This is a genomic window from Rhodococcus marinonascens NBRC 14363 (genome assembly GCF_001894885.1).
Lineage (GTDB): Bacteria > Actinomycetota > Actinomycetes > Mycobacteriales > Mycobacteriaceae > Rhodococcus_F > Rhodococcus_F marinonascens.
On sequence record NZ_BCXB01000021.1, the window covers coordinates 25756 to 44261 of the forward strand.

Here is an 18506-nt window from a genome sequence, read left to right on the forward strand (position 1 = left end):
CCACCGACTCGTGTCCCGCGCGGCCGGGGACCCACCGACTCGTGTCCCGCGCGGCCGGGGACCGATCAATTCAGCCCGCGTAGCCGGGCACCCTCAATCGGGTAGATGCGGCTTCTTCGTATCCAAGTCCGAAGCGCGTTGCGTACTGCTTGAAGACCCGGATTCCGGGCTCATTGGCGAGCGCTGCTGCGAGGCGCTTGGGATCCCCGATCGCCGACATCACGTACGGCGGGCTGTAGGTGCGGCCGTGCAACAGCAGTGTGTTGCCGACGCAGCGCGGCGCCGAGGTATTGACGATCCGCTGGTCCTGCATGCTGATCGCCTCAGCACCGCCCACCCACAACGCGTTCAGCACGCTCTGGACATCCTGCTGATGGACGATGAGATCGTCCGGTGCTGCATCGACCGGATACTTGCCGTCCGCGTTGCGCGAGGCGTCGGTGAGCGTCACGGTGACCCCTGCCCCCGCCATCGGCGTGAGACCAGCGTCCGCGGCAACCGCCTTCGCGGCGGCGAGAGCCTGTGCGACTCCGCTGTCAGTTGTGGCGGCCGCCTCCTGGAGCGTTTCGACCTGGGCCGCGAGTTGATCGCGAGTATCGGAGGCCGCTTCGGTCTTGGCCTGCGCGTTGCGTACGAGGTCGGACAACCGGGTGGAGTCGCCGGCGCGAAGTTCGTTGCCGTGCGACGCCACACCTGTGGTGGACACCAGCAGTCCGGCTGCGAGACACACTCCCAGAACTGCGATCTTCCACGGGATGGATCTCGTCACCGGCGTTTCCATCCCCTCGTGCTCGCCCTGCGAATCTCACCTACGTTAGCGTGTACCCACGCAGGTATTTCGAATCTACCTGCCCACATTCCTGTAGAAACGCACGAACGAGGACGTCATGCCGAAATCGAAGATCCGAAAGAAGACCGACTACACGATCAATCCCGCAAGCCGCACCCGTGGAAGGGCGCAGGCAGGGCCCTCGAGCACCCTGTATATCTCTGTGATGCTCGGGTTCATGCTGATCGGTTTGGTATGGCTGCTCATCTACTACCTCGCCGCCGACCAGCTCGACTGGTTGAATACTCTCGGCGCCTACAATTTCCTCATCGGATTCGGCTTCATGGTGGTCGGTCTGATAATGACGATGCGCTGGCGTTGATCACCCCGGTGCGTCGACGTGGAGCGTCGCAGTCGAACCGAGGGGTATTGCACCGGTGCGGAGCGTCGCAATTACACCGATGTCATTCATCCCCATTGTTAACAACCCCTGTGGACAACTGCGGTTCGGATACTCGTGTCTGCTGACCAAGCACCACTGGAATGGTCAACGCCCCTCGGAGCCATAGTCGCTCTCACGGCAGGGGGCGTGGCGCTAGGTGTGATGGGACTCGTGATATCGACCGATCCCGCGGGTCGTGTGCTCGTCGGCGTTGCCGCCCTCGGGCTGCTCCTCACGGCGGCCTCGGCCGGCAGGCAACGCCCGCGACTAGCCGTCGACAAGGAGGCCGGGGGCATCGTCGTCAACCGTCTGACCGGTCGCCACGCGTATGCCCGGTCAGACATCGACCGAGCCCGCGTCGTTCGCTATCCTCGGTTCGGGCGCCGGGTACCGATGCTCGAGATCGACGTTCGTACCGAGGATGGCGCCGAACGCCTCCTCATCTTCGGCCGGTGGGATCTGGGCACCAACCCCGAGGATGTGTACGACGCCCTCTCGGTGCACGACCTGGTGGGTCCGAATCAGTAGCCCGGGATCAGTAGCCGATGCTCGCTCGTAACTGCAGGATCCTGACCGCGATGACGGCCAGGGGCACGAGCGCGACAACGCCGAGACAGACCCAGCCGACGGTAACGGCCTTCTCCCTATTGTTGCCGGAACCCAGCAGTTGGGGACCGTAGAGAATTCCCGCGGTCGCGGCGGCCCCGGTGACCAGACCACCGAGGTGTCCCCACAACGAGATGCCGGGAATCGTGATGCTGATGAACACATTGATGGCGATCACCGATATGACCGGGGCGGGGCTGCGGCGCAGCCGGAGAAGGATGATCGCCTGGGCGCCCATCAGCCCGAAGACGGCGCCCGACGCGCCGGCCGTGACTGCACCGAGCTGCAACAGCATCACCGCGGCGGAACCGCCAAGGATCGACGCGAGGTAGACCACGAAATAGCGGGCACGCCCGAGGATCAGTTCGGTGTCCCGACCAATGATCCACAGCGCGAACATGTTGACGGCGATGTGGATGAGGCCGAAGTGCAGGAAGCCACTGCCGACGATCCGGACGAGTTGCCCGTCCACGACGGCTGGCGGGTACAGCGCCCAGTCTTGGAAGAGCGTCGACCCCGAATAGTTCTGCATGAGGCTGCGTGACTGTGCGGCGGTGATCAGGAAGATGCCCACGTTCGCGGCCATCAAAATGTACGTCACCAGCGGAACCTGCCGCTGCGCGGTCACGGCACCGGCGACATTGCGGACCGGTCGGACGTCACGCTGCCCGGCCGCGACGCAGTCGACGCACTGGTAGCCGACAGCGGCCTCACGCAGGCACTCGGGGCACGCCGCTCGGCGGCACCGATTACAGGACAGTGCGGTAGGACGGTCCGGGTGACGAACGCACCGCGGCTGAGGCGGAATGCCCTCGTTCGCGGCACCGCCCCAGCCGGGGTTGGTCATATGCTGCGGTTCCTTACGCGATGGAAACGCTGGTGATCACGACAGACTCGAGCGGACGGTCCGCGCGATCGGTGGCCGTGGTGGAGATGGCATCGACGACCTTCTTCGAATCCTCGTCGACGACCTCACCGAAAATGGTGTGCTTACGGTTGAGGTGCGGCGTGGGGCCGGCGGTGATGAAGAACTGCGAACCATTGGTGCCCGGGCCGGCGTTGGCCATGGCCAACAGGTAAGCACGGTCGAATTGCAGTTCCGGGTGGAACTCGTCGCCGAACTTGTAGCCCGGCCCACCGGAACCCGTGCCCGTGGGGTCGCCACCCTGGACCATGAAGCCATCGATGATCCGGTGGAAGATGGCGCCGTCGTAGAACGGGCCGGAGTTGGTGCCACCCGCGTTGGCGGTGCTGTAGTCCTTCGAGCCGTCGGCGAGGCCGACGAAGTTCTCGACGGTCTTGGGGGCATGGTTGCCGAACAGCGCGATCTTGATATCGCCACGGTTGGTGTGCAGCGTTGCGGTTGCGGTCTGATGAGGTGAAGTCACACCACCATGTTGCCATTGAGCAGTTGTCGGTGGTTCAGCTGGCGTGGACTCGGCGTCTGCGGCCGGTTCCTGGTCCCGCTTCGTGGGCCCGCTCGGTGTGACAAAGTGGGAGAATGACACGACCGACGGAGTCCCTCACGAATTTGCTTTCGCCCGAGCGCGTCGAGACCGTGCAGTCGCAGGTGTCCGACGGAGTCGAGAACGCTCTGGCCCACGTCTCGGATTCGACATCCCGAGTCAAGGAATCGGAAGCGGTCAGCCACGCGCTTCGCCTCACCCGTTCAGCGGCACTGGCCGCGGCACGCGGCACCGGCCAACTCAGTCTGTTCCTGGGTCGGCAAGGGGCGGCGCTGGCTAAAAAGGGCTACGAATGCGCCCGGACCACACCGGTCCCGAAAGTCGCACACGAGATGCTGCAACCCACCACATCTGCCGCCGAATCCGTCGAGCAGAAAAAGTCACGCAAGGGCCGACGCATCGCGGTCGTCGTCCTCGTCGGCGCCGCAGTCGCGGGAGGTGCGGTGTTCGCCAAGCGCTGCCGTCGTGAGCAGCCGCCCGTTGCGTCCGCTCCCCCGAATCTCCGCGACCTCGAGGTGAACTCCGAGCAGTCCACGTCGAGCGAAGAGACGTCATCACGCACCAACTGACTATCGCGGGGTGACTTTCGTTACGCCGGTCAACGTCCCCACGGTGTAGTAGCCGCCCGGGGCCAACGACAGTTGCGCATACCAGTTGTTGAATCGAGGTTCGCCGCCTCCGACTTTGGCCGACCACAGCACCTGGCGAAGGTCCGCCGCATCCAGCGCGGTCAAATACCAACCGTCCACGCGCTTCTCGTATGTGACGATGGAATTGTCGGCGGCGTTGCCCTTCGAAACGATGGACGGCACGCTGATCGTGTGGTTGGCCGGCAGGACCTCCACCCGTCCGTCGCTCCAGACTTCGATGCCACCGAAGCCCCCGGCGGTCATCAGCGGACCTGCTGTGGACAGGACGCTTTCGTTTCCCCAGTTGTTCTCGGCGTAGATGCGCACGCTGTCGGGTGTGGAGCCTGGCAGCACGATCTCAGAGTTCTCGTCACTGACGTCGGTGCGGTCACCGAACGGCGCGGCCTGTGCGAAGAGTCGTTCCTCACCGGGCCGCAGATCCTTTTCGGCGCGGTACACCACGATGTGGGGCGTGACGGCGTTGTCGAAGATCGTCACGAATTCACGGTCGCCGATCTTGAAGAACGACGGCGACGTTCCTGAGCCCCAACTGGTCTGGCCCGGCTTCTTCCCCGTACCGCGGTCGTAGGGTGCCTTCCAGGCAATCTCCGGGCTGCCGTCCGGTGCCATGTCGAACCGATACATGAAGTAGTCAGTTTGCTGGAAGGTGGACAGCCCGGCCACCGGGTGCGATTCGGAGATCCGCTCTTGGATCGTCCCACCATTGAATTGGTTGACATTGAGGGACTTGATGCAGTCGGTCGCGCACGGTTCGGGTGCGACCGTACCCACCGAGCCCTCCGATGTGGTGAACCAGATGTAACCCTGGTCGTTCGGTACCAACGCATAGAAGTTCTCGCCGGCCAGTGGGCCACCGCTGCCCGTCACATTGATATCGCGGGCCACGACATAGTGATCGACATCGCTGACCTGGGAAGGTTGCCGCTCCCAGGCGACGATGTGCCCGTCCGGCATCCCCATGACCACGCGATAGTCATTATCTTGATAGAAGTAGCCGATGCCGCCGAACTCCGTCAGCGCAGTTCCGATATTCGTGAACGGCACCACGAAGGACTTGTAAGCGAGCAGGTTGCCGTTCGGGTCAATCGTGATGATGCTGCGGACGAAATCGTTGGTGAACGGGTTCGGATAGCCCCCGCAGACAGTCTGCAAATTTCCGGCGGCGTCATAGGTGTGAGCAGGGCACTCGCCGGTGTTCACCGAAATTTGCTGGCCGGTATCGGGATCTTGAAAGGTGTATTGCGAAAACGTCTGTACGTCGACATTCGACGACCCCACGGGACCCGGCATGCTGTACGAGTCGGTGAACGCGGCATCGTTGTGGATGTTGTTCCACGGGTTGGAAGACATCCACGGATTCTGAGACACCGCGGCGGGCACGGCGCCCGCCGCATCCGGGCCCCACACGAGTAGCGCAACCGCGCACAGTGCCAGTGTGACAAGCGATTTCGGACGGCGCGGCGCCGATAGCGCTCGAACCTCCCCGGTATTCGACGCTACTGCTCCGGCGCTCTGCATTAGGGCCCCCCAGTTCAGACCGAACTTCGGCTCCGAATTGACGCTAGCACCGGCAAACGTCACCTCACAGCAAATCACAAGAAGTCGCTATGGGTCTCACGGCAACGTGGCGGCGATCCGTGAAGTACCGTGAAAACGGCTTCACCGTAGTCGATCTTGTCGAATCCAGATTCCGGCAGTCTGCGGATTTGTGCAGTTCACCCACCCAAGTCTGGCACGCGGGAAGATCTTCCCAAGGTGACTGGGTTCCCACACCAAGAAGGCAGGGACCGACATGAAACAGCTCACCAGCATCGGCGACTGCATCGGCCCGATCACTCTCTACGACGTCGACGGAGCTCGGGTCGAGTTGGATTCGATCCTCGACACTCCGGTCGTCGTGCCTATGGTCCGGTACTACGGCTGCATGCCCTGCCGGGCATTTCTCCATGAACTCGAGGGACTTCGAGAGGACTTCGAGGCCGTCGGGTTCCGCCTCGCCGCCGTCGGTGGCGCCGCCGACTACCAGGCCCGCCACCTGATGGAACACGGAATCGGATACCCATTGCTCCTGGACCCTGACCACAGTCTCTATGGCGCCTTGGATGTGCATCGAATCCATTGGTGGATGATGCTCAACCCACGCACCTGGTGGAAGTACCTCTCGGCAGCGCGCCGAGCCAGGCAGGGTCGCATCACCGACCACCCTCTACAGGCCCCCGGTCTAGCCATCATCGATGCCGATCGCACGGTGCGACTGCTTCACCGCGGTCGCACCCTTGGTGACTACCCGCCTGCGGAGCGCGTACTAGAAGAGGCACGGCGTCTGGCCGGCAGCAATTCTTGAACTCACCGCGGCACTCGCGTGCTCCCGCGCGCTCGTTTCAGGGCCTGAACCTGGGGGTATCCCGCAAGCGGATCACCATCCGTTGAAGCCCCCTTCCGAGGAGCAGACATGACCGCACGCCTCGCCCGCCGCATCGCCGCAGTCACAATTCCGATCGCCGCCACCATGATGAGTGCCGGGAACGCATCCGCCGATCCGCCCCATCCCTTCGGCGGCCCCGCCCTCACCATCGGGTGCCCGAATCAGGGCAGTCTGGCGTCGTTGACGGCCCTCACCGGGCAGTCCGGACCTGAGACATCGCCGCCCATCGCCAAGGGCGACATCCGCTTCGAGTCCCATCCGGCCGCCCCACCGATCCCGGCAGCTGCACAGGTCACCGTGGCATGGCTCAACACCGATACAGGGCAATCAGGGATCGTCGATCTCGGCGGCGTCTACCCCGATCTGTCCGCGACCGTGACCACCGGCGTCGGGAACGTGATAGCGACCGGATTCGGTTCGATCAACATAGGCAGCAGCCCGATCTGCCAAGCCAACCCGGCGATCGGAACGTTCATCGCTTGATCGGTGTCCCTGAAGATCAAGCTTCGCGCCAGTTGGCGGGGCTCCAGATCGACATCATTGCGCGCGCCAAGGCCACCTGATGTAGCGCATCGAGTTGCTGATCTACAGACACCGCGGCGATGGCGTCGGCCAGGTCTGAAACACAGTCGGGGCTGGTCAGCAGCATTTTCTTGTCACACAGCTGAGTGAGAATCGCCGCATCTTGCTCGTCGATGATGGGGCGGACCTGACTCAGGTCGGGCCGCACCGTCGGCGCCAAGTCCGGCGCTTCGTTCCACATGGCGAACAGTGAGCGCTGGACCACCTTGTTGGCCTCGATCTGGTCCCGGAAAATCTGCTGCACCCACTCGGCACTCAGACCCGCACTCAACGCTGTCCTGGACATCGCGTCCAGAACCTCGATCTCGCGCGCCGGATCGTCGATCGGCGACGGTGTCCCCCACTTTGCCGACGCCACCACGTCCGCGGTCGCAAGTCGCAGTGAAACCGCCTCGACGATCGGTTGCAGCCGCGGAACTGGTTTTTCCGCAGTCGCGGAAGGCCAAACTGCGGTGGCCAGGAACCCGACTACCGCGGTCGCCACCGCCGTCCGACGCAGCAGGCGGGCAGACAGGTCCGAACTCACCGTGCAAGTCTATAGACGGATCATGGGTCCAGCCACCGCGATGTTGTCGCACGAGAAGCAGAGATGGAACTCGTTACCCACGAAGGGATCATGACCGATAATATTCTTCCCCACCCATGCAGTACACGTCCGGCCTAGTGCTGTTGGTGATCATCGTGCTCACAGTGCTGCCGCTAGTGAAGGCGACAACACTCGCATCCTTGAACGTCCCAAATATGTTGCAGATAGACATTTTGTGTCCTGCCCAATAGGCGAATACGACGTTGGTGAGTCGCGTCGTGGGGTGCCTACGTGCTCTTGGGTGTGTCCCCCTGCACAACTCGACTCGGCAAGTTGTCGGATCCCTCTACCTGCTGCAGATGTTCGAGCTGTGCCCCACGCCGCCAGCAGTACGTCCGCAGTACGTCCGCAGTACGTCCGCAGTACGTCCGCAGTACGTCCGCAGTACGTCCGCAGATGATCGTGGCTGTTGCCCTGGTTGGTGGTTTGAGCGTTCCCCGAAAGAGTAATGCGGCTGCTCAGCTTCCCCTACTGCGACGATGCGCAACGGCGACCGGCGGAAAGCCGACAAAACGGACAGCTTGCTAGTTCATCCATGCAAAGGGGATTCATTCGATGATGGGTATGACGATCAAGCGTGCACTCGTTGGGGCCTAGCCACGATCGCGATCGGCGTTGGGTCGGCAACTCCGGCGAGTGCTTCCACGGATTCGTTGGAGTCGATCACAGCACCGGCGCGGCCCGGGTATCGGAATTGCACTCATCACCACGTCCGGATCAACGATGTCTTCCTGATCGGGACACGAAACGCTTGGTCGCTCAAAGCGCCTTATGTCCCGATGAGATTCGATCACTCGAGCCTTCGGGAGATGCGGGCAAAATGCGGGCGCGGAACGAGAAGAGCCACCTTCCCATCCCTTGGGAAGGTGGCTTCATCTGCAGTTCTTCTTGTGGAGCGTCTACGTATCTCCGACACTATCTACCACTGACGTGGCAGGAGGTGGAGAGATACGTCCTTCACAGCTACCGTCCGCGCCTTGCGACGGCTCGGGTTCGACCGTGTCCCACACCGCCGCTCGAGGTGCAGGAGTGAACGGGATTTCGTCAGCTGCCGGCGAAGCTTCCCCAAGGGGCAGAGGGCTTGGCTGTGATGTCGACGGTGACCTCGAGGACTGCGTCATCACCGACCCCGTTGGATGATGCGGTCACCGTGAAGGTATGTGCCCCTCCAGTTGTCGGGGTGCCGGACAGGACACCCTGCTCGCTCAACGTCATCCCGTCAGGTAGGGCACCGGCGGTCACCCGCACTGTCGGTATCGGGCTGCCGGTCACCGTGAACGCGTAGTTGTACGGCTGGTCGACTACGCCGGCGGGCGGTGTTCCCGCGAGGGCGACGGGCGTCTCGATCTCCGCCTCGATTGCGACAACCGACACCGATCTAACGTTGGAATTAGCGATGTAGGCGCGGGCACCGTCCGGAGTGATCGCGATTTCGCGAGGGTCGTCCCCGACTGGGACGATGCCGGCGACCGTGTTGCTGGCGGTGTCGATCACCGACACCGATCCGCTGACCGCATTGGTGACATAGACCCGGGAGCCGTCCGGAGTCACCGCCAACCCCCGCGCGCCGATCCCGACCGGGACGGTGGCGGTGACAGAGTCGGTCGCGGTGTCGATCACCGACACCGTGTCGTCGACGTCACTGACGACGTAGACGCGGGTGCCGTCCGGAGTCACCGCCACCCTCTGTGGGTAGGTCCCGACCGGGACGATAGCCGTGACGGAGTTGCTGGTGGTGTCGATCACCGACACCGTGTTGTCGACCGCGTTGGTGACGTAGGCGCGGGTCCCGTCCGGAGTCACCGCCACCCCCCGCGCGCCGATCCCGACCGGATCGGTGGCGGTGACGGCGTTGGTGGCTGTGTCGATCACCGACACCGATGTGCTGTAAGGGTTGGTGACATAGACCCGGGAGCCGTCCGGGGTTACCGCCAACCCGATCGGCGTGCCGCCGACTGGGATGGTGGCGGAAACGGTATTGGTGGCTGTATCGATGACCGACACCGATTCGCTGTAATAGTTGGCGACGTAAGCGCGAGTTCCGTTCGGGGTGATCGCCACCCCGATTGGAGTGTTCCCGACCGACATGGTGGCGGTGACAGTGTTGGTGGCCATATCGATCACCGACACCGATTTGAAGTCATTGGTCATGTAGGCACGGGCACCGTCCGGAGTGATCGCGATTTCGCGAGGGGTCCATTCGACGCTGAAACTGGCGGTGACGGTGTCGGCAGCCGCCGAACCGACAACGAAAGTTAGAAGAGTGGCTACGGCGAGAACGGTGCCGCCGAGTGCCGCCGACACCCGCGACAATACGACGCGTGAGCGCGGCCGATCAATGGTGGTCATCAAGACGGTGTGCCCTTCCAGGAAGAATCCGCACCCACGGCACGGAGTGGCCACGGGAGGCAGCCACGCCCAAGAACATACATACCGGACATCCATCCAAAATCGCCCTCTGCCACCTACAGCGGGCGTATTCGTCGCGAGGAACGCGCACGAGACTTGGGTATCGACGTGTCGTTGCTAGTCGGTACCGTCCCAATCCTCTGGGGTCGGACACTCTCGGTAGAGCGGCGTCGCTCGCGCAACCTCGCACGACCTGGCTCACGATCACCGGTCACGAGTGGTGACTGTGCCCAAGATGTGCCCGGCAACGAGAAAGAGTCACCTTCTCAAACCCCAGAAAGTGGCACTGACCTGCAAATTAACTTGTGGAGCCTAGGAGATTCGAAGTCCTGACATCTGCCTTGCAAAGGCGTAGCAGGGTGCAGCTCATGACTACGAAACGCTATTTGACCTCATATTTTGTTCATTCGGGATAACTGGAAGTAACCGCGATTTGCGGGCAAGTGTGGGCACGAACTCGCTCGACAAGGAACCTACTTCGAATGGTCGATCATGTTGTCGAGTGATAGCGACCCGTGGGGTCATCTCAGAAGCGGAATCACCACAAGCGCTACCCGTGCTTTCCGCGCACCTCGAGAACCCGGACACCTCACTCCGAGACCACGCCGTCACCGGCTTGGCCAGACTGAACACCCCGGAGGCTCGCACGCTGCTCTGGAGAGCACGAGCGAACCGCTCTGGCTTTGCTCGTGAATTCTGACGGCGATTGTTCGCGAATGTGGACGGCGGTTGGCGGGTTTGCCTCGGGCGTGTCGTTCGCGAGTCTCGACGGCGGTATGGAAGGCATCGACGCCCCGATCGGGCGAACGCGAGTTACTGATAAGCCCTTCGCGTGCGAACGTTGGGTGAAAGAGGTCCCTTGCTGAGCAGATGGATCAGCCGCTTGCTGTGGTGAGTCCGACGTCGCGTCCCACTCCGTCGATCGAAGCCGCGGTCAAGACTGTGTCCAGAAGTCCCGGGAATCGCTGGTCGAGGTCGTGGCGGCGAAGTACGACGAAACACCGGGTGCCTTCTTGCCGGGTTCGGGTGATGCCGGCATCGCGCAGCACCCGAAGATGATGGCTCAGTGTGGATTTCGCGACCGGAACCTGCAGTTCTCCCCATCCGCGTTCGGTGTTGTCGGCCAGCTGCGAGACCACCCCGACCCGGATCGGATCGCTCAACGCGGCAAGCACGGCCGTCAGCCGGATATCGGACACCTCGGGATGTTGTGGTTCGCGCATACCGAGCATGCTACCTTGTTCGATGTTCGACGAACATAAAACAAGACAGGTGGTATGAGAATGAGTAGCTTCGACGACCAGGTCGTGATCGTGACCGGCGCGGGGACGGGGATCGGGCGGGCGACCGCGATCGCGTTCGCCCGGGCCGGCGCCCAGGTGCTCGGTGTCGGCCGCCGTCAGGCGTTGCTGGCTGACACTGCGGGCGAGCATCCGGCGATCGAGGTGGCAGCACACGACCTGCGCCTTGACGGCGAGGCCGACGCGGTGATCGGCGCGGCCGTCGCGCGGTGGGGCCGGGTGGATGTGCTGGTCAACAACGCCGGGGCGACGACGTTGATGCCATTGGCCGACGTGACCGCCGAACGTGTCGCCAACCTGTTCGCCCTCAACGTCGTTGCCCCCAGTGTGCTCGCAGGTGCGGCGTTGCCGCACCTGCGCCAGACCCACGGCAGCATCGTGAATGTGTCGAGCACCTATGGGCATCGCCCGATTCCCGGCGCCGCGCACTACGCCGCCTCCAAGGCCGCGCTGGAACAACTCACCCGCAGCTGGGCCCTCGAACTGGCCCCCGAGGGCGTGCGGGTCAACGCTGTCGCACCCGGCCCGACCGAGAGCGAGGCGCTGGCCGCCACCGGGCTCGCCGACGACATGGTCGCGCAGATCAAACGAGACGAGGCAGAACGTATCCCGTTGGGGCGCCGCGGTGTCCCGGCCGAGATCGCCGATTGGATACTTCATCTGAGTGATCCGGCCGCGTCCTGGATCACCGGTCAAGTTGTCACCGTCGACGGTGGTCTCGAGCTCGTGTAGGACCGAAACGACCCTCGTCTTGGAGTGCGGGGCACATTATCTGACGTCGACGCCGAGCAGCACGCGAATCAGGTCGGCGCGCAGGTCGGTGGCGGTATAGCTGCCGGTGGGGATGAACTGGTCGAAGCTGATGCGGGCCTGCTGGTCGGTGCTGAGCGAGTCGTGGACGAGTAGCTGGCTCGAACCCGGCCCATAAATCCTCGTGGCAAGGGTGTCATGTCTCGCTCGTCGTCGGTAGTGACCGCCATGCCCCCTCTCATACATCGATCTGTGGGAGCAGCGCGCATTAGCGCACCGCTCCCACAGATCGATCGTGGTCGTCGTGTCTCGGGCCGGGAGTCAGTCATCGGCGACGGCCTTCTCCATGGCGATGCGGGGCCATTGATCGAGGCCGGCCACCGCTTCCGTTCGCCGGGCAGCGGCGAGGCCGGGTGTCAGATGTGCTTCCGAGACGGTGCACCAGCCCATGCTCATGTAGAAGGGGCCGTTGAACGGTACGTCACGGAAGGTCGTGAGGGTCATTCGGCGATGACCCTGGGACTGGGCCAAGTCTCCGGCGGCCAGCATCAGTTTGCGACCGACTCCCTGACCGCCGTGGGTGGGCTCTACCGTCACTTGCTCGACGTGGAGAGCGTCATCGAGTTCGTCGAGTCGTACGAAGCCGACTACACGATTGGCAGCCTCAGCCACCAGAACGTGACCTCGGTGATGAGCGCGTAGGAAGCACTCGAGTTCCGGGGCCGGTCCATCGGCGACAGCTTTGCTCCACAGGCCTCACTCGAAGCTGCGGTGGACACAGCGCGAACCGCCAGCGCGGAACATGCGCGGCTCGAGGCCGAGTTCGGCGCTCTGAACTGGGACGACGTCGAACGCAAAGGACGATCGGGGCGGGTAGGTCTCACGGAAGCGCGGATAGCGAAAGCCCTCGGCGTCGAGGCCGGCACCATCGACAACCTGGCCTGGTACCTCTGGCGACGATCGTTCTCCGATGAACGCGACCATCGCGCCGGGCAGGATGCCAATGCTCAGAAGCGTGGACGGATCACACGAGAACTGAAATCGGAACTCTCCATCGCACTGGAAAAGGTTTCCCGTGGCGACGATTGAGCCCTACGAGACAAAAGCCGGCAGGCGCTACCGAGTTCGCTACCGCACGCCCGATCGTAAGTAGACGGACAAACGTGGTTTCACCAGCAAGCGGGCAGCGCAGACTTCGCCGCGACGGTAGAAGTCGAGAAGCAGACCGGGTCGAACATTCCTCCATCGGCCGGTCGCGTCGCGTTCGGTGAGTGTGCAGAGCTGTGGGTACAGGGCAAGGTCAACCTCTCCGAGTCCACACGCTCTCGCTACCGTTCTGCACTCGATGTCCACATCCTTCCCGCGTTCAAGGCCACCCCCCTGTCCGACATGAACCGCGAGAAGTTGCGACGCTGGGTTACGGCAATGTGCGCGACGACCTCGGCCGCGACGGTGCAGAAGAACGTCGGCATCTCACGGTCGGCCGGGTTGACTCGCTCGCCAGGGCGGCAGCGTCGCACTCGCTCCTGGTCCACGTCCTCGCGTACTGCGGATTACGGTTCGGCGAGGCAGCGGCATTGCAGGGCTCCGACGTGGATCTCGAGCGGCAGCGGTTTCGTATTCACAGATCAGTGACGTTGGTCGACAGCAAGCTCGTCTACTCCTCCACGAAGTCGAACAAGGGTCGTGACGTACCGATCCCCGGCTTTCTCTGCGAACTACTGGCGAATCATCTCGATGGGCATCCGGCCGATGTGCTCGCCTTCCCGGAGTCCCGCGGTGGCGCGATGCGCGCAAACAACGTCCGGAGCCGCTGGTGGAACGCGGCCGTGGAGAAGTCGACGGCACCGGAAGGGCTCACACCGCACGAGCTGCGTCATACGTGCGCGTCTTTGGCGATCACAGCGGGGGCAAACATCAAGACTCTGCAACGGATGCTCGGCCACTCCTCCGCTGCGCTGACGCTCGATCGGTACGGGCACCTGCTCGAAGACGATCTCGGAATGGTTGGCGATTAGCTCGGCAAGCTGGCTCGCCGTGAGCTTCGATCACTAGGAGTTGTCGGGTGATGTGGGCAAAATGTGGGCACGGAACGAAAAAAGCCACCTTCCCGTTTCCGAGAAAGTGGCCCTGCCCGACGAACTATCTTGTGGAGCCTAGGAGATTCGAACTCCTGACATCTGCCTTGCAAAGGCAGCGCTCTACCAACTGAGCTAAGGCCCCGTTACCTCGTGCCACACCTCGTTGCCGCGAAGCAACTTGGTCAGTCCGACTGCCACCAACACTCCGGCTCCCACGATAAGGAGAACCTTCACGCGAATGACCTTTCATCGACACCAGGAGTGGGCCTAGGAGGACTTGAACCTCCGACCTCTTCGTTATCAGCGAAGCGCTCTAACCGCCTGAGCTATAGGCCCCTGAAGTACGGAAACTCGCCTGACACAGTTCCCTGAACCGAGTCGGAAGATTACCCCACCGGACCGGCAAGTACCAAAACCGGTCCGATGAGTGCCTCTCTTCCCAGCTCAGCCCTCGTCGCTCTCTGCGTTCAGTCCCGGTCTGCGAGCGTCACTTCGACGCCCCCAACCAGATCGGAACACAGGTTGTAGATGAACGAACCAATGGTCGCGAGCGCGGTGAACAACACCATGTTTGCCAGACCGATGACGGCTGCGTACCCGAAGACCTGTCCGGCCGTCACGAGGCCTTCAGGACTCGAATCGGCGACGATATCGGTGAACGCACTGTTCAGCCGGTCCCAGACGCCCATGCCCTCCAGGACGAGATACAGCAGGCCCACGGCGACCATCCACACGAAGAACAGCGACACCGAAATGATCGACGAGATTTTCAGCGTCGACCACGGATCCAGCTTGCGGATTTGCACCGACGCCCGGAGACCGCCCTCCTCGACACGCTGCGGCGCCACGACGGCCTTCGGCTTATGATCCACCGCGGCGGCAGCCGGCAGGGGGTGCCTGGCCTCGGACAAGTCAGGCATGTCCTTGGGTAGAGCATCCCGGTTGATGTGCCGGGTGGGTCCGTCGATCGCGGACGCCTTGGCCTTCGCCGCCTCCCGCTGTGACACTGCGCCGGCCGCGGCGGTTCCTGACACTGCGCCGGCCGCGGCGGTTCCTGACACTGCGCCGGCCGCGGCGGTAGGGGCCATCGACTCCGAGTTGGGTACCGACTGTCCCTTCGTCGGAGACAGCGGGTACTGCGCAGGTGCCTGCTGGTCCCGCGCAGCCTGGGTGGGGGCACCGGGGTTCTGCGCTCGCAACCCCTGCATGCCCCGTTCCTGAATACCCTGGGTGGGGGTGGTTTGTGGGGCCGTCGACTGGGCCTGGGCGGTCTGCGGCTTCTGGGCGTCTTGACCGCCAGGCGCCTTGTTTGCAGCGGCCCTTCCCTCCGCGGCCGGGTTCGGCTGCCCCTCGGGGCGGGACGCCTGCTTGGCGCCGGCACCCTGCACGGGCCGCTTCAGATTGGTCTGCGGTTCCCGCTGCATTCCGCGCTGCCACGGCGGAACCTGATTTCCCTGACTGGACTGCGCATCGGTGCGATCACCACTTGCCGGCGCCCGGTTACCCGGAGCCTGCTGGGGTGTTCCCTGACGCGAAGGGGTTTGCTGATTCGGGGCGTGACCCTGCGGCGGAGGCGCCGGGCGATCCGGTCGGGCTTCGGGCGTCGTCGCCGCCGGTCCCGCCGAGGACGCGCCACGACCGGCGGGTGCCTGCGACGCAGACCCTTGTGGCGGACTCGAACTCGCTGACTCGTCCTCGGGGGCGTTGGAGGCCTGCTGCTCCGATCGCGCCGCACCGGCCGAACCTAGGTTCGGCCGGTCACTGCCTGGCTGGTTGGGAGTGCTCACTAGGACTCCTTAGCTCCTTTGCCGCTGCTCTCGGCGTTGTCTTCGGTCTCGTCAGGTTCATCGGCGTTGCGGGCGATCGCGAGCAGGGTGTCGCCGTCGCCGAGGTTCATCAAACGAACGCCCTTGGTCTGCCGCCCCGCCCTGCGAACCTGCTTGGCCGCGGTGCGGATGACGCCACCGACCGACGTGATCGCATACAACTCGTCGTCGTCGTTCACAATGAGCGCCCCAACCAGGGTGCCACGTTTCTTGTCGTACTGAATCGTGAGCACACCCTTGCCGCCGCGGCCCTGCGGGACGTAGTCCTCGATAGGGGTGCGCTTCGAATAACCACCGGACGTCGCCACCAACAGGTAGCCCTCGCGAACTACATTGAGCGACAGCAGTTCATCGTCGTCGTTGAAACGCATTCCCTGAACGCCGGACGTGGCGCGTCCCATCGGACGCAGCGCCTCGTCAGTGGCAGAGAACCGAATCGACTGCCCCTTGGCCGATACCAGCAGCAGATCGTCGTCGGACGAGCAGAGCACCGCGCCCACCAGTTCGTCCTCGCCTCGCAGATTCACCGCGACGATGCCTCCGCTACGGTTCGAGTCGAAATCGGTGAGCTTCGACTTCTTCACCAGACCGTTGCGGGTGGCGAGGACGAGGTAGGGCGCGTCCTCGTACGTCTTGATCTGGATGATGCTCTGGATACGCTCGTCGGGCTGGAACGCGAGCAGATTGGCAACGTGCTGCCCCCGGGCCGTGCGGCTCGCCTCCGGCAGTTCGTACGCCTTTGCCCGGTACACGCGGCCCTTCGTCGTGAAGAACAGCAACCAGTCGTGCGTCGAGCTGACGAAGAAGTGCGAAACGATGTCGTCCTGCTTGAGGCCCGCACCCTGCACCCCCTTGCCGCCCCGCTTCTGAGAGCGGTACAGGTCGGTCTTGGTGCGCTTGGCGTAACCGGTTTCGGTGATCGTGACAACAACGTCCTCGCGTGCGATCAGATCCTCGTCAGCAACGTCGCCGTCCGCCGCGATGATCCGGGTTCGCCGGTCGTCGCCGTGCTTGTCGACGATCTCCTTCAGTTCTTCGCGGACGATCGCGCGCTGCCGCTCCGGCTTCGCGAGGATGTCCTCGAGGTCCGCGATCTCATGTTCGATCTCGGCGAGTTCGCCGATGATCTTCTGCCGTTCCAGGGCTGCGAGCTTGCGCAGCTGCATGTCGAGGATGGCCTGTGCCTGGATCTCGTCGACGGTGAGCAGATCCATCAGGCCTGTGCGCGCGGCATCGACGGTCTGCGACGCCCGGATCAGCGCGATGACCTCGTCGAGGGCGTCAAGAGCCTTGACGAGTCCGCGCAGGATGTGGGCGCGTTCCTGGGCCTTGCGGAGCTGGTATTCGGTGCGCCTGCGGATGACCTCGACCTGGTGGGCGACGTAGAGGCGGATCATCTGATCCAGTCGCAGCGTGCGGGGCACGCCGTCGACGATCGAGAGCATGTTGCAGCCGAAGCTCGTCTGCAACTGGGTGTGCTTGTACAGGTTGTTGAGGACGACCTTCGCTACCGCATCCCGCTTGACGGTGACGATGATGCGCATGCCGGCACGGTCCGAGGACTCGTCGTGGATGTCGGAGATGCCGGCGATCTTGGCGTCGCGCACCTGCTCGGCGATGGACGTGATGAGGTTGTCCGGGTTCACCTGGTACGGCAGTTCGGTGATTACAATTATGGTGCGCCCCTTGGCATCCTCCTCGATCTCCACCACTCCGCGCATGCGGACCGAACCCCGGCCGGTGGTGTAGGCGTCGTGGATACCCTGGCCGCCGACGATCAGACCGTGTGTCGGAAAGTCCGGTCCCTTAACCAATTCCATGACGGCCGCGAGGGTGGCCTCCTCGCCGGCTTCCCAATTCTCGAGTGCCCAGTAGACGGCGTCGGCGACCTCGCGAAGATTGTGCGGCGGAATGTTTGTCGCCATACCGACCGCGATGCCGCCGGAACCATTGATCAACAGGTTGGGGATACGGCTGGGGAGAACTGTCGGCTCTTGGGTACGGCCGTCATAGTTCGGGGCGAAATCGACTGTTTCCTGGTCGATTTCGCGGAGCATATCCATGGCGAGCGGAGTCAGCCTGCACTCGGTGTACCTCATCGCGGCGGCGCCGTCGTTGCCACGGGAACCGAAGTTCCCCTGTCCGTCGACGAGCGGGTACCGCAGCGACCACGGCTGCGCCATGCGGACGAGGGTGTCGTAGATCGAGGAGTCACCGTGGGGGTGATAGTTACCCATCGTCTCGGCGACCGGCCGCGCAGACTTCACGTAGCCGCGAGCGGGCGTGTAGCTGTTGTCGTACATCGCGTACAGAACACGACGATGCACCGGCTTGAGGCCGTCCCGCACGTCGGGCAGCGCACGACCGACGATCACGCTCATCGCGTAATCGATGTAGCTACTCTGCATCTCCTGCTGAATGTCGACGGGCTCGACGCGGTCGTGCCCCGGTCCCTCCGGCGGCAACGTTGTGTCAGTCATGAGCTCCTTCTTCTACTCGGCTTGACGTCTCCTCGCGGACGGGCGGTCCGGCACGACGTCGCGCAACCACCCGAGTCTATAGGTGCAGGTCAGCTGTCAGGGTGAAGGACTCGGATGTGCCGTGGATCGACGC

General features: G+C 63.5%; 19 protein-coding genes, 2 tRNA genes and 1 pseudogene. 9 read left to right on the forward strand and 13 right to left on the reverse strand.

Annotated elements, in window-relative coordinates; translation table 11 throughout:
- Nucleotides 1-70: 70 nt before the first annotated feature.
- On the reverse strand, nucleotides 71-769 hold the full coding sequence (locus tag RM2_RS15360; RefSeq protein ID WP_084721831.1) for a DUF881 domain-containing protein: 699 nt from the start codon (nucleotides 767-769) through the stop codon (nucleotides 71-73).
- 118 nt (nucleotides 770-887) lie between these two features.
- Between RM2_RS15360 and crgA the strand changes: the two genes are divergently transcribed.
- Both crgA and RM2_RS15370 read left to right on the forward strand, forming a co-directional pair.
- Nucleotides 888-1151, forward strand: a complete 264-nt coding sequence (gene crgA / locus RM2_RS15365; protein ID WP_072690439.1) for a cell division protein CrgA — start codon at nucleotides 888-890, stop codon at nucleotides 1149-1151.
- 129 nt (nucleotides 1152-1280) lie between these two features.
- Nucleotides 1281-1739: a PH domain-containing protein gene (locus RM2_RS15370; protein ID WP_072690440.1), complete on the forward strand. Its 459-nt coding sequence runs from the start codon at nucleotides 1281-1283 to the stop codon at nucleotides 1737-1739.
- 7 nt (nucleotides 1740-1746) lie between these two features.
- Here RM2_RS15370 and RM2_RS15375 read toward each other — a convergent pair whose 3' ends face one another.
- Together RM2_RS15375 and RM2_RS15380 are read right to left on the reverse strand one after the other, a co-directional pair.
- Nucleotides 1747-2664, reverse strand: coding sequence for a rhomboid family intramembrane serine protease (locus RM2_RS15375; protein ID WP_072690441.1), 918 nt, complete (start codon nucleotides 2662-2664; stop codon nucleotides 1747-1749).
- Between the two features lie 13 nt (nucleotides 2665-2677).
- Nucleotides 2678-3205, reverse strand: a complete 528-nt coding sequence (locus RM2_RS15380) for a peptidylprolyl isomerase (protein ID WP_072690442.1) — start codon at nucleotides 3203-3205, stop codon at nucleotides 2678-2680.
- 113 nt (nucleotides 3206-3318) lie between these two features.
- Between RM2_RS15380 and RM2_RS15385 the strand changes: the two genes are divergently transcribed.
- A complete protein-coding gene (locus RM2_RS15385; protein ID WP_072690443.1) occupies nucleotides 3319-3852 on the forward strand; it encodes a hypothetical protein in 534 nt (177 codons plus the stop codon).
- On the opposite strand, the gene RM2_RS15390 is transcribed toward RM2_RS15385, so the two are convergent.
- Entirely contained in the window at nucleotides 3853-5451 is a 1599-nt protein-coding gene (locus RM2_RS15390; protein ID WP_072690444.1) for a hypothetical protein, read from the reverse strand.
- A 274-nt stretch (nucleotides 5452-5725) separates the two neighbouring features.
- On the opposite strand from RM2_RS15390, the gene RM2_RS15395 reads away from it, so the two are divergent.
- A complete protein-coding gene (locus RM2_RS15395; protein WP_072690445.1) occupies nucleotides 5726-6277 on the forward strand; it encodes a redoxin domain-containing protein in 552 nt (183 codons plus the stop codon).
- Between the two features lie 108 nt (nucleotides 6278-6385).
- A complete protein-coding gene (locus RM2_RS15400) occupies nucleotides 6386-6841 on the forward strand; it encodes a hypothetical protein (RefSeq protein ID WP_072690446.1) in 456 nt (151 codons plus the stop codon).
- Nucleotides 6842-6857: 16 nt separating this feature from the next.
- Here the strand turns inward: RM2_RS15400 and RM2_RS15405 are convergent, their stop codons facing one another.
- From RM2_RS15405 to RM2_RS15415, 3 genes are all read right to left on the reverse strand, one after another.
- Nucleotides 6858-7466 (reverse strand): chorismate mutase, encoded by a 609-nt coding sequence (locus tag RM2_RS15405; protein WP_245813976.1) that lies wholly within the window; start codon nucleotides 7464-7466, stop codon nucleotides 6858-6860.
- A gap of 1104 nt (nucleotides 7467-8570) precedes the next feature.
- Complete coding sequence (locus RM2_RS15410) at nucleotides 8571-9875, reverse strand: beta-propeller fold lactonase family protein (RefSeq protein WP_084721824.1); 1305 nt, start codon at nucleotides 9873-9875, stop codon at nucleotides 8571-8573.
- 935 nt (nucleotides 9876-10810) lie between these two features.
- The gene (locus RM2_RS15415) at nucleotides 10811-11158 is read right to left on the reverse strand and encodes an ArsR/SmtB family transcription factor (RefSeq protein ID WP_218017232.1); all 348 of its coding nucleotides are present in this window, start codon (nucleotides 11156-11158) and stop codon (nucleotides 10811-10813) included.
- A 60-nt stretch (nucleotides 11159-11218) separates the two neighbouring features.
- Between RM2_RS15415 and RM2_RS15420 the strand changes: the two genes are divergently transcribed.
- The gene (locus tag RM2_RS15420) at nucleotides 11219-11968 is read left to right on the forward strand and encodes an SDR family NAD(P)-dependent oxidoreductase (RefSeq protein WP_084721825.1); all 750 of its coding nucleotides are present in this window, start codon (nucleotides 11219-11221) and stop codon (nucleotides 11966-11968) included.
- 36 nt (nucleotides 11969-12004) lie between these two features.
- On the opposite strand, the gene RM2_RS24010 is transcribed toward RM2_RS15420, so the two are convergent.
- Together RM2_RS24010 and RM2_RS15425 are read right to left on the reverse strand one after the other, a co-directional pair.
- Nucleotides 12005-12232: a hypothetical protein gene (locus tag RM2_RS24010; RefSeq protein WP_139277795.1), complete on the reverse strand. Its 228-nt coding sequence runs from the start codon at nucleotides 12230-12232 to the stop codon at nucleotides 12005-12007.
- A gap of 75 nt (nucleotides 12233-12307) precedes the next feature.
- Nucleotides 12308-12658 (reverse strand): GNAT family N-acetyltransferase, encoded by a 351-nt coding sequence (locus RM2_RS15425; protein ID WP_245813977.1) that lies wholly within the window; start codon nucleotides 12656-12658, stop codon nucleotides 12308-12310.
- A 99-nt stretch (nucleotides 12659-12757) separates the two neighbouring features.
- On the opposite strand from RM2_RS15425, the gene RM2_RS23525 reads away from it, so the two are divergent.
- The 3 genes and pseudogenes from RM2_RS23525 to RM2_RS15435 all read left to right on the forward strand — a co-directional run bounded on the left by RM2_RS23525 (nucleotide 12758) and on the right by RM2_RS15435 (nucleotide 14004).
- Nucleotides 12758-13075 carry a hypothetical protein gene (locus tag RM2_RS23525; protein WP_084721827.1) on the forward strand — a complete coding sequence of 106 codons (318 nt, stop codon included), beginning with the start codon at nucleotides 12758-12760 and terminating at the stop codon, nucleotides 13073-13075.
- Nucleotides 13076-13222: 147 nt separating this feature from the next.
- Nucleotides 13223-13399 (forward strand): annotated as a pseudogene (locus RM2_RS25950) (tyrosine-type recombinase/integrase); the annotation flags it as partial.
- A 14-nt stretch (nucleotides 13400-13413) separates the two neighbouring features.
- Nucleotides 13414-14004: a site-specific integrase gene (locus RM2_RS15435; RefSeq protein WP_072690449.1), complete on the forward strand. Its 591-nt coding sequence runs from the start codon at nucleotides 13414-13416 to the stop codon at nucleotides 14002-14004.
- A gap of 132 nt (nucleotides 14005-14136) precedes the next feature.
- Here RM2_RS15435 and RM2_RS15440 read toward each other — a convergent pair.
- From RM2_RS15440 to gyrA, 4 genes are all read right to left on the reverse strand, one after another.
- A tRNA-Ala gene (locus tag RM2_RS15440) sits at nucleotides 14137-14209 on the reverse strand.
- 120 nt (nucleotides 14210-14329) lie between these two features.
- Nucleotides 14330-14403, reverse strand: a tRNA-Ile gene (locus RM2_RS15445).
- A gap of 131 nt (nucleotides 14404-14534) precedes the next feature.
- Nucleotides 14535-15854 (reverse strand): DUF3566 domain-containing protein, encoded by a 1320-nt coding sequence (locus tag RM2_RS15450; RefSeq protein ID WP_072690450.1) that lies wholly within the window; start codon nucleotides 15852-15854, stop codon nucleotides 14535-14537.
- Entirely contained in the window at nucleotides 15854-18373 is a 2520-nt protein-coding gene (gyrA, locus tag RM2_RS15455) for a DNA gyrase subunit A (protein ID WP_072690451.1), read from the reverse strand. Before gyrA ends, RM2_RS15450 begins: the two co-directional genes overlap by 1 nt.
- Nucleotides 18374-18506: the final 133 nt, after the last annotated feature.

Bases quoted from the DNA above. Each gene is read 5' to 3' on its own strand.
- RM2_RS15420 (WP_084721825.1), top strand. From the start codon at position 11,219: ATGAGTAGCTTCGACGACCAGGTCGTGATCGTGACCGGCGCGGGGACG.
- RM2_RS15375 (WP_072690441.1), bottom strand. From the start codon at position 2,664: ATGACCAACCCCGGCTGGGGCGGTGCCGCGAACGAGGGCATTCCGCCT.
- RM2_RS15395 (WP_072690445.1), top strand. From the start codon at position 5,726: ATGAAACAGCTCACCAGCATCGGCGACTGCATCGGCCCGATCACTCTC.
- gyrA (WP_072690451.1), bottom strand. From the start codon at position 18,373: ATGACTGACACAACGTTGCCGCCGGAGGGACCGGGGCACGACCGCGTC.
- RM2_RS15400 (WP_072690446.1), top strand. From the start codon at position 6,386: ATGACCGCACGCCTCGCCCGCCGCATCGCCGCAGTCACAATTCCGATC.
- RM2_RS15410 (WP_084721824.1), bottom strand. From the start codon at position 9,875: ATGACCACCATTGATCGGCCGCGCTCACGCGTCGTATTGTCGCGGGTG.
- crgA (WP_072690439.1), top strand. From the start codon at position 888: ATGCCGAAATCGAAGATCCGAAAGAAGACCGACTACACGATCAATCCC.
- RM2_RS24010 (WP_139277795.1), bottom strand. From the start codon at position 12,232: ATGTATGAGAGGGGGCATGGCGGTCACTACCGACGACGAGCGAGACAT.
- RM2_RS15385 (WP_072690443.1), top strand. From the start codon at position 3,319: ATGACACGACCGACGGAGTCCCTCACGAATTTGCTTTCGCCCGAGCGC.
- RM2_RS15390 (WP_072690444.1), bottom strand. From the start codon at position 5,451: ATGCAGAGCGCCGGAGCAGTAGCGTCGAATACCGGGGAGGTTCGAGCG.
- RM2_RS15415 (WP_218017232.1), bottom strand. From the start codon at position 11,158: ATGCGCGAACCACAACATCCCGAGGTGTCCGATATCCGGCTGACGGCC.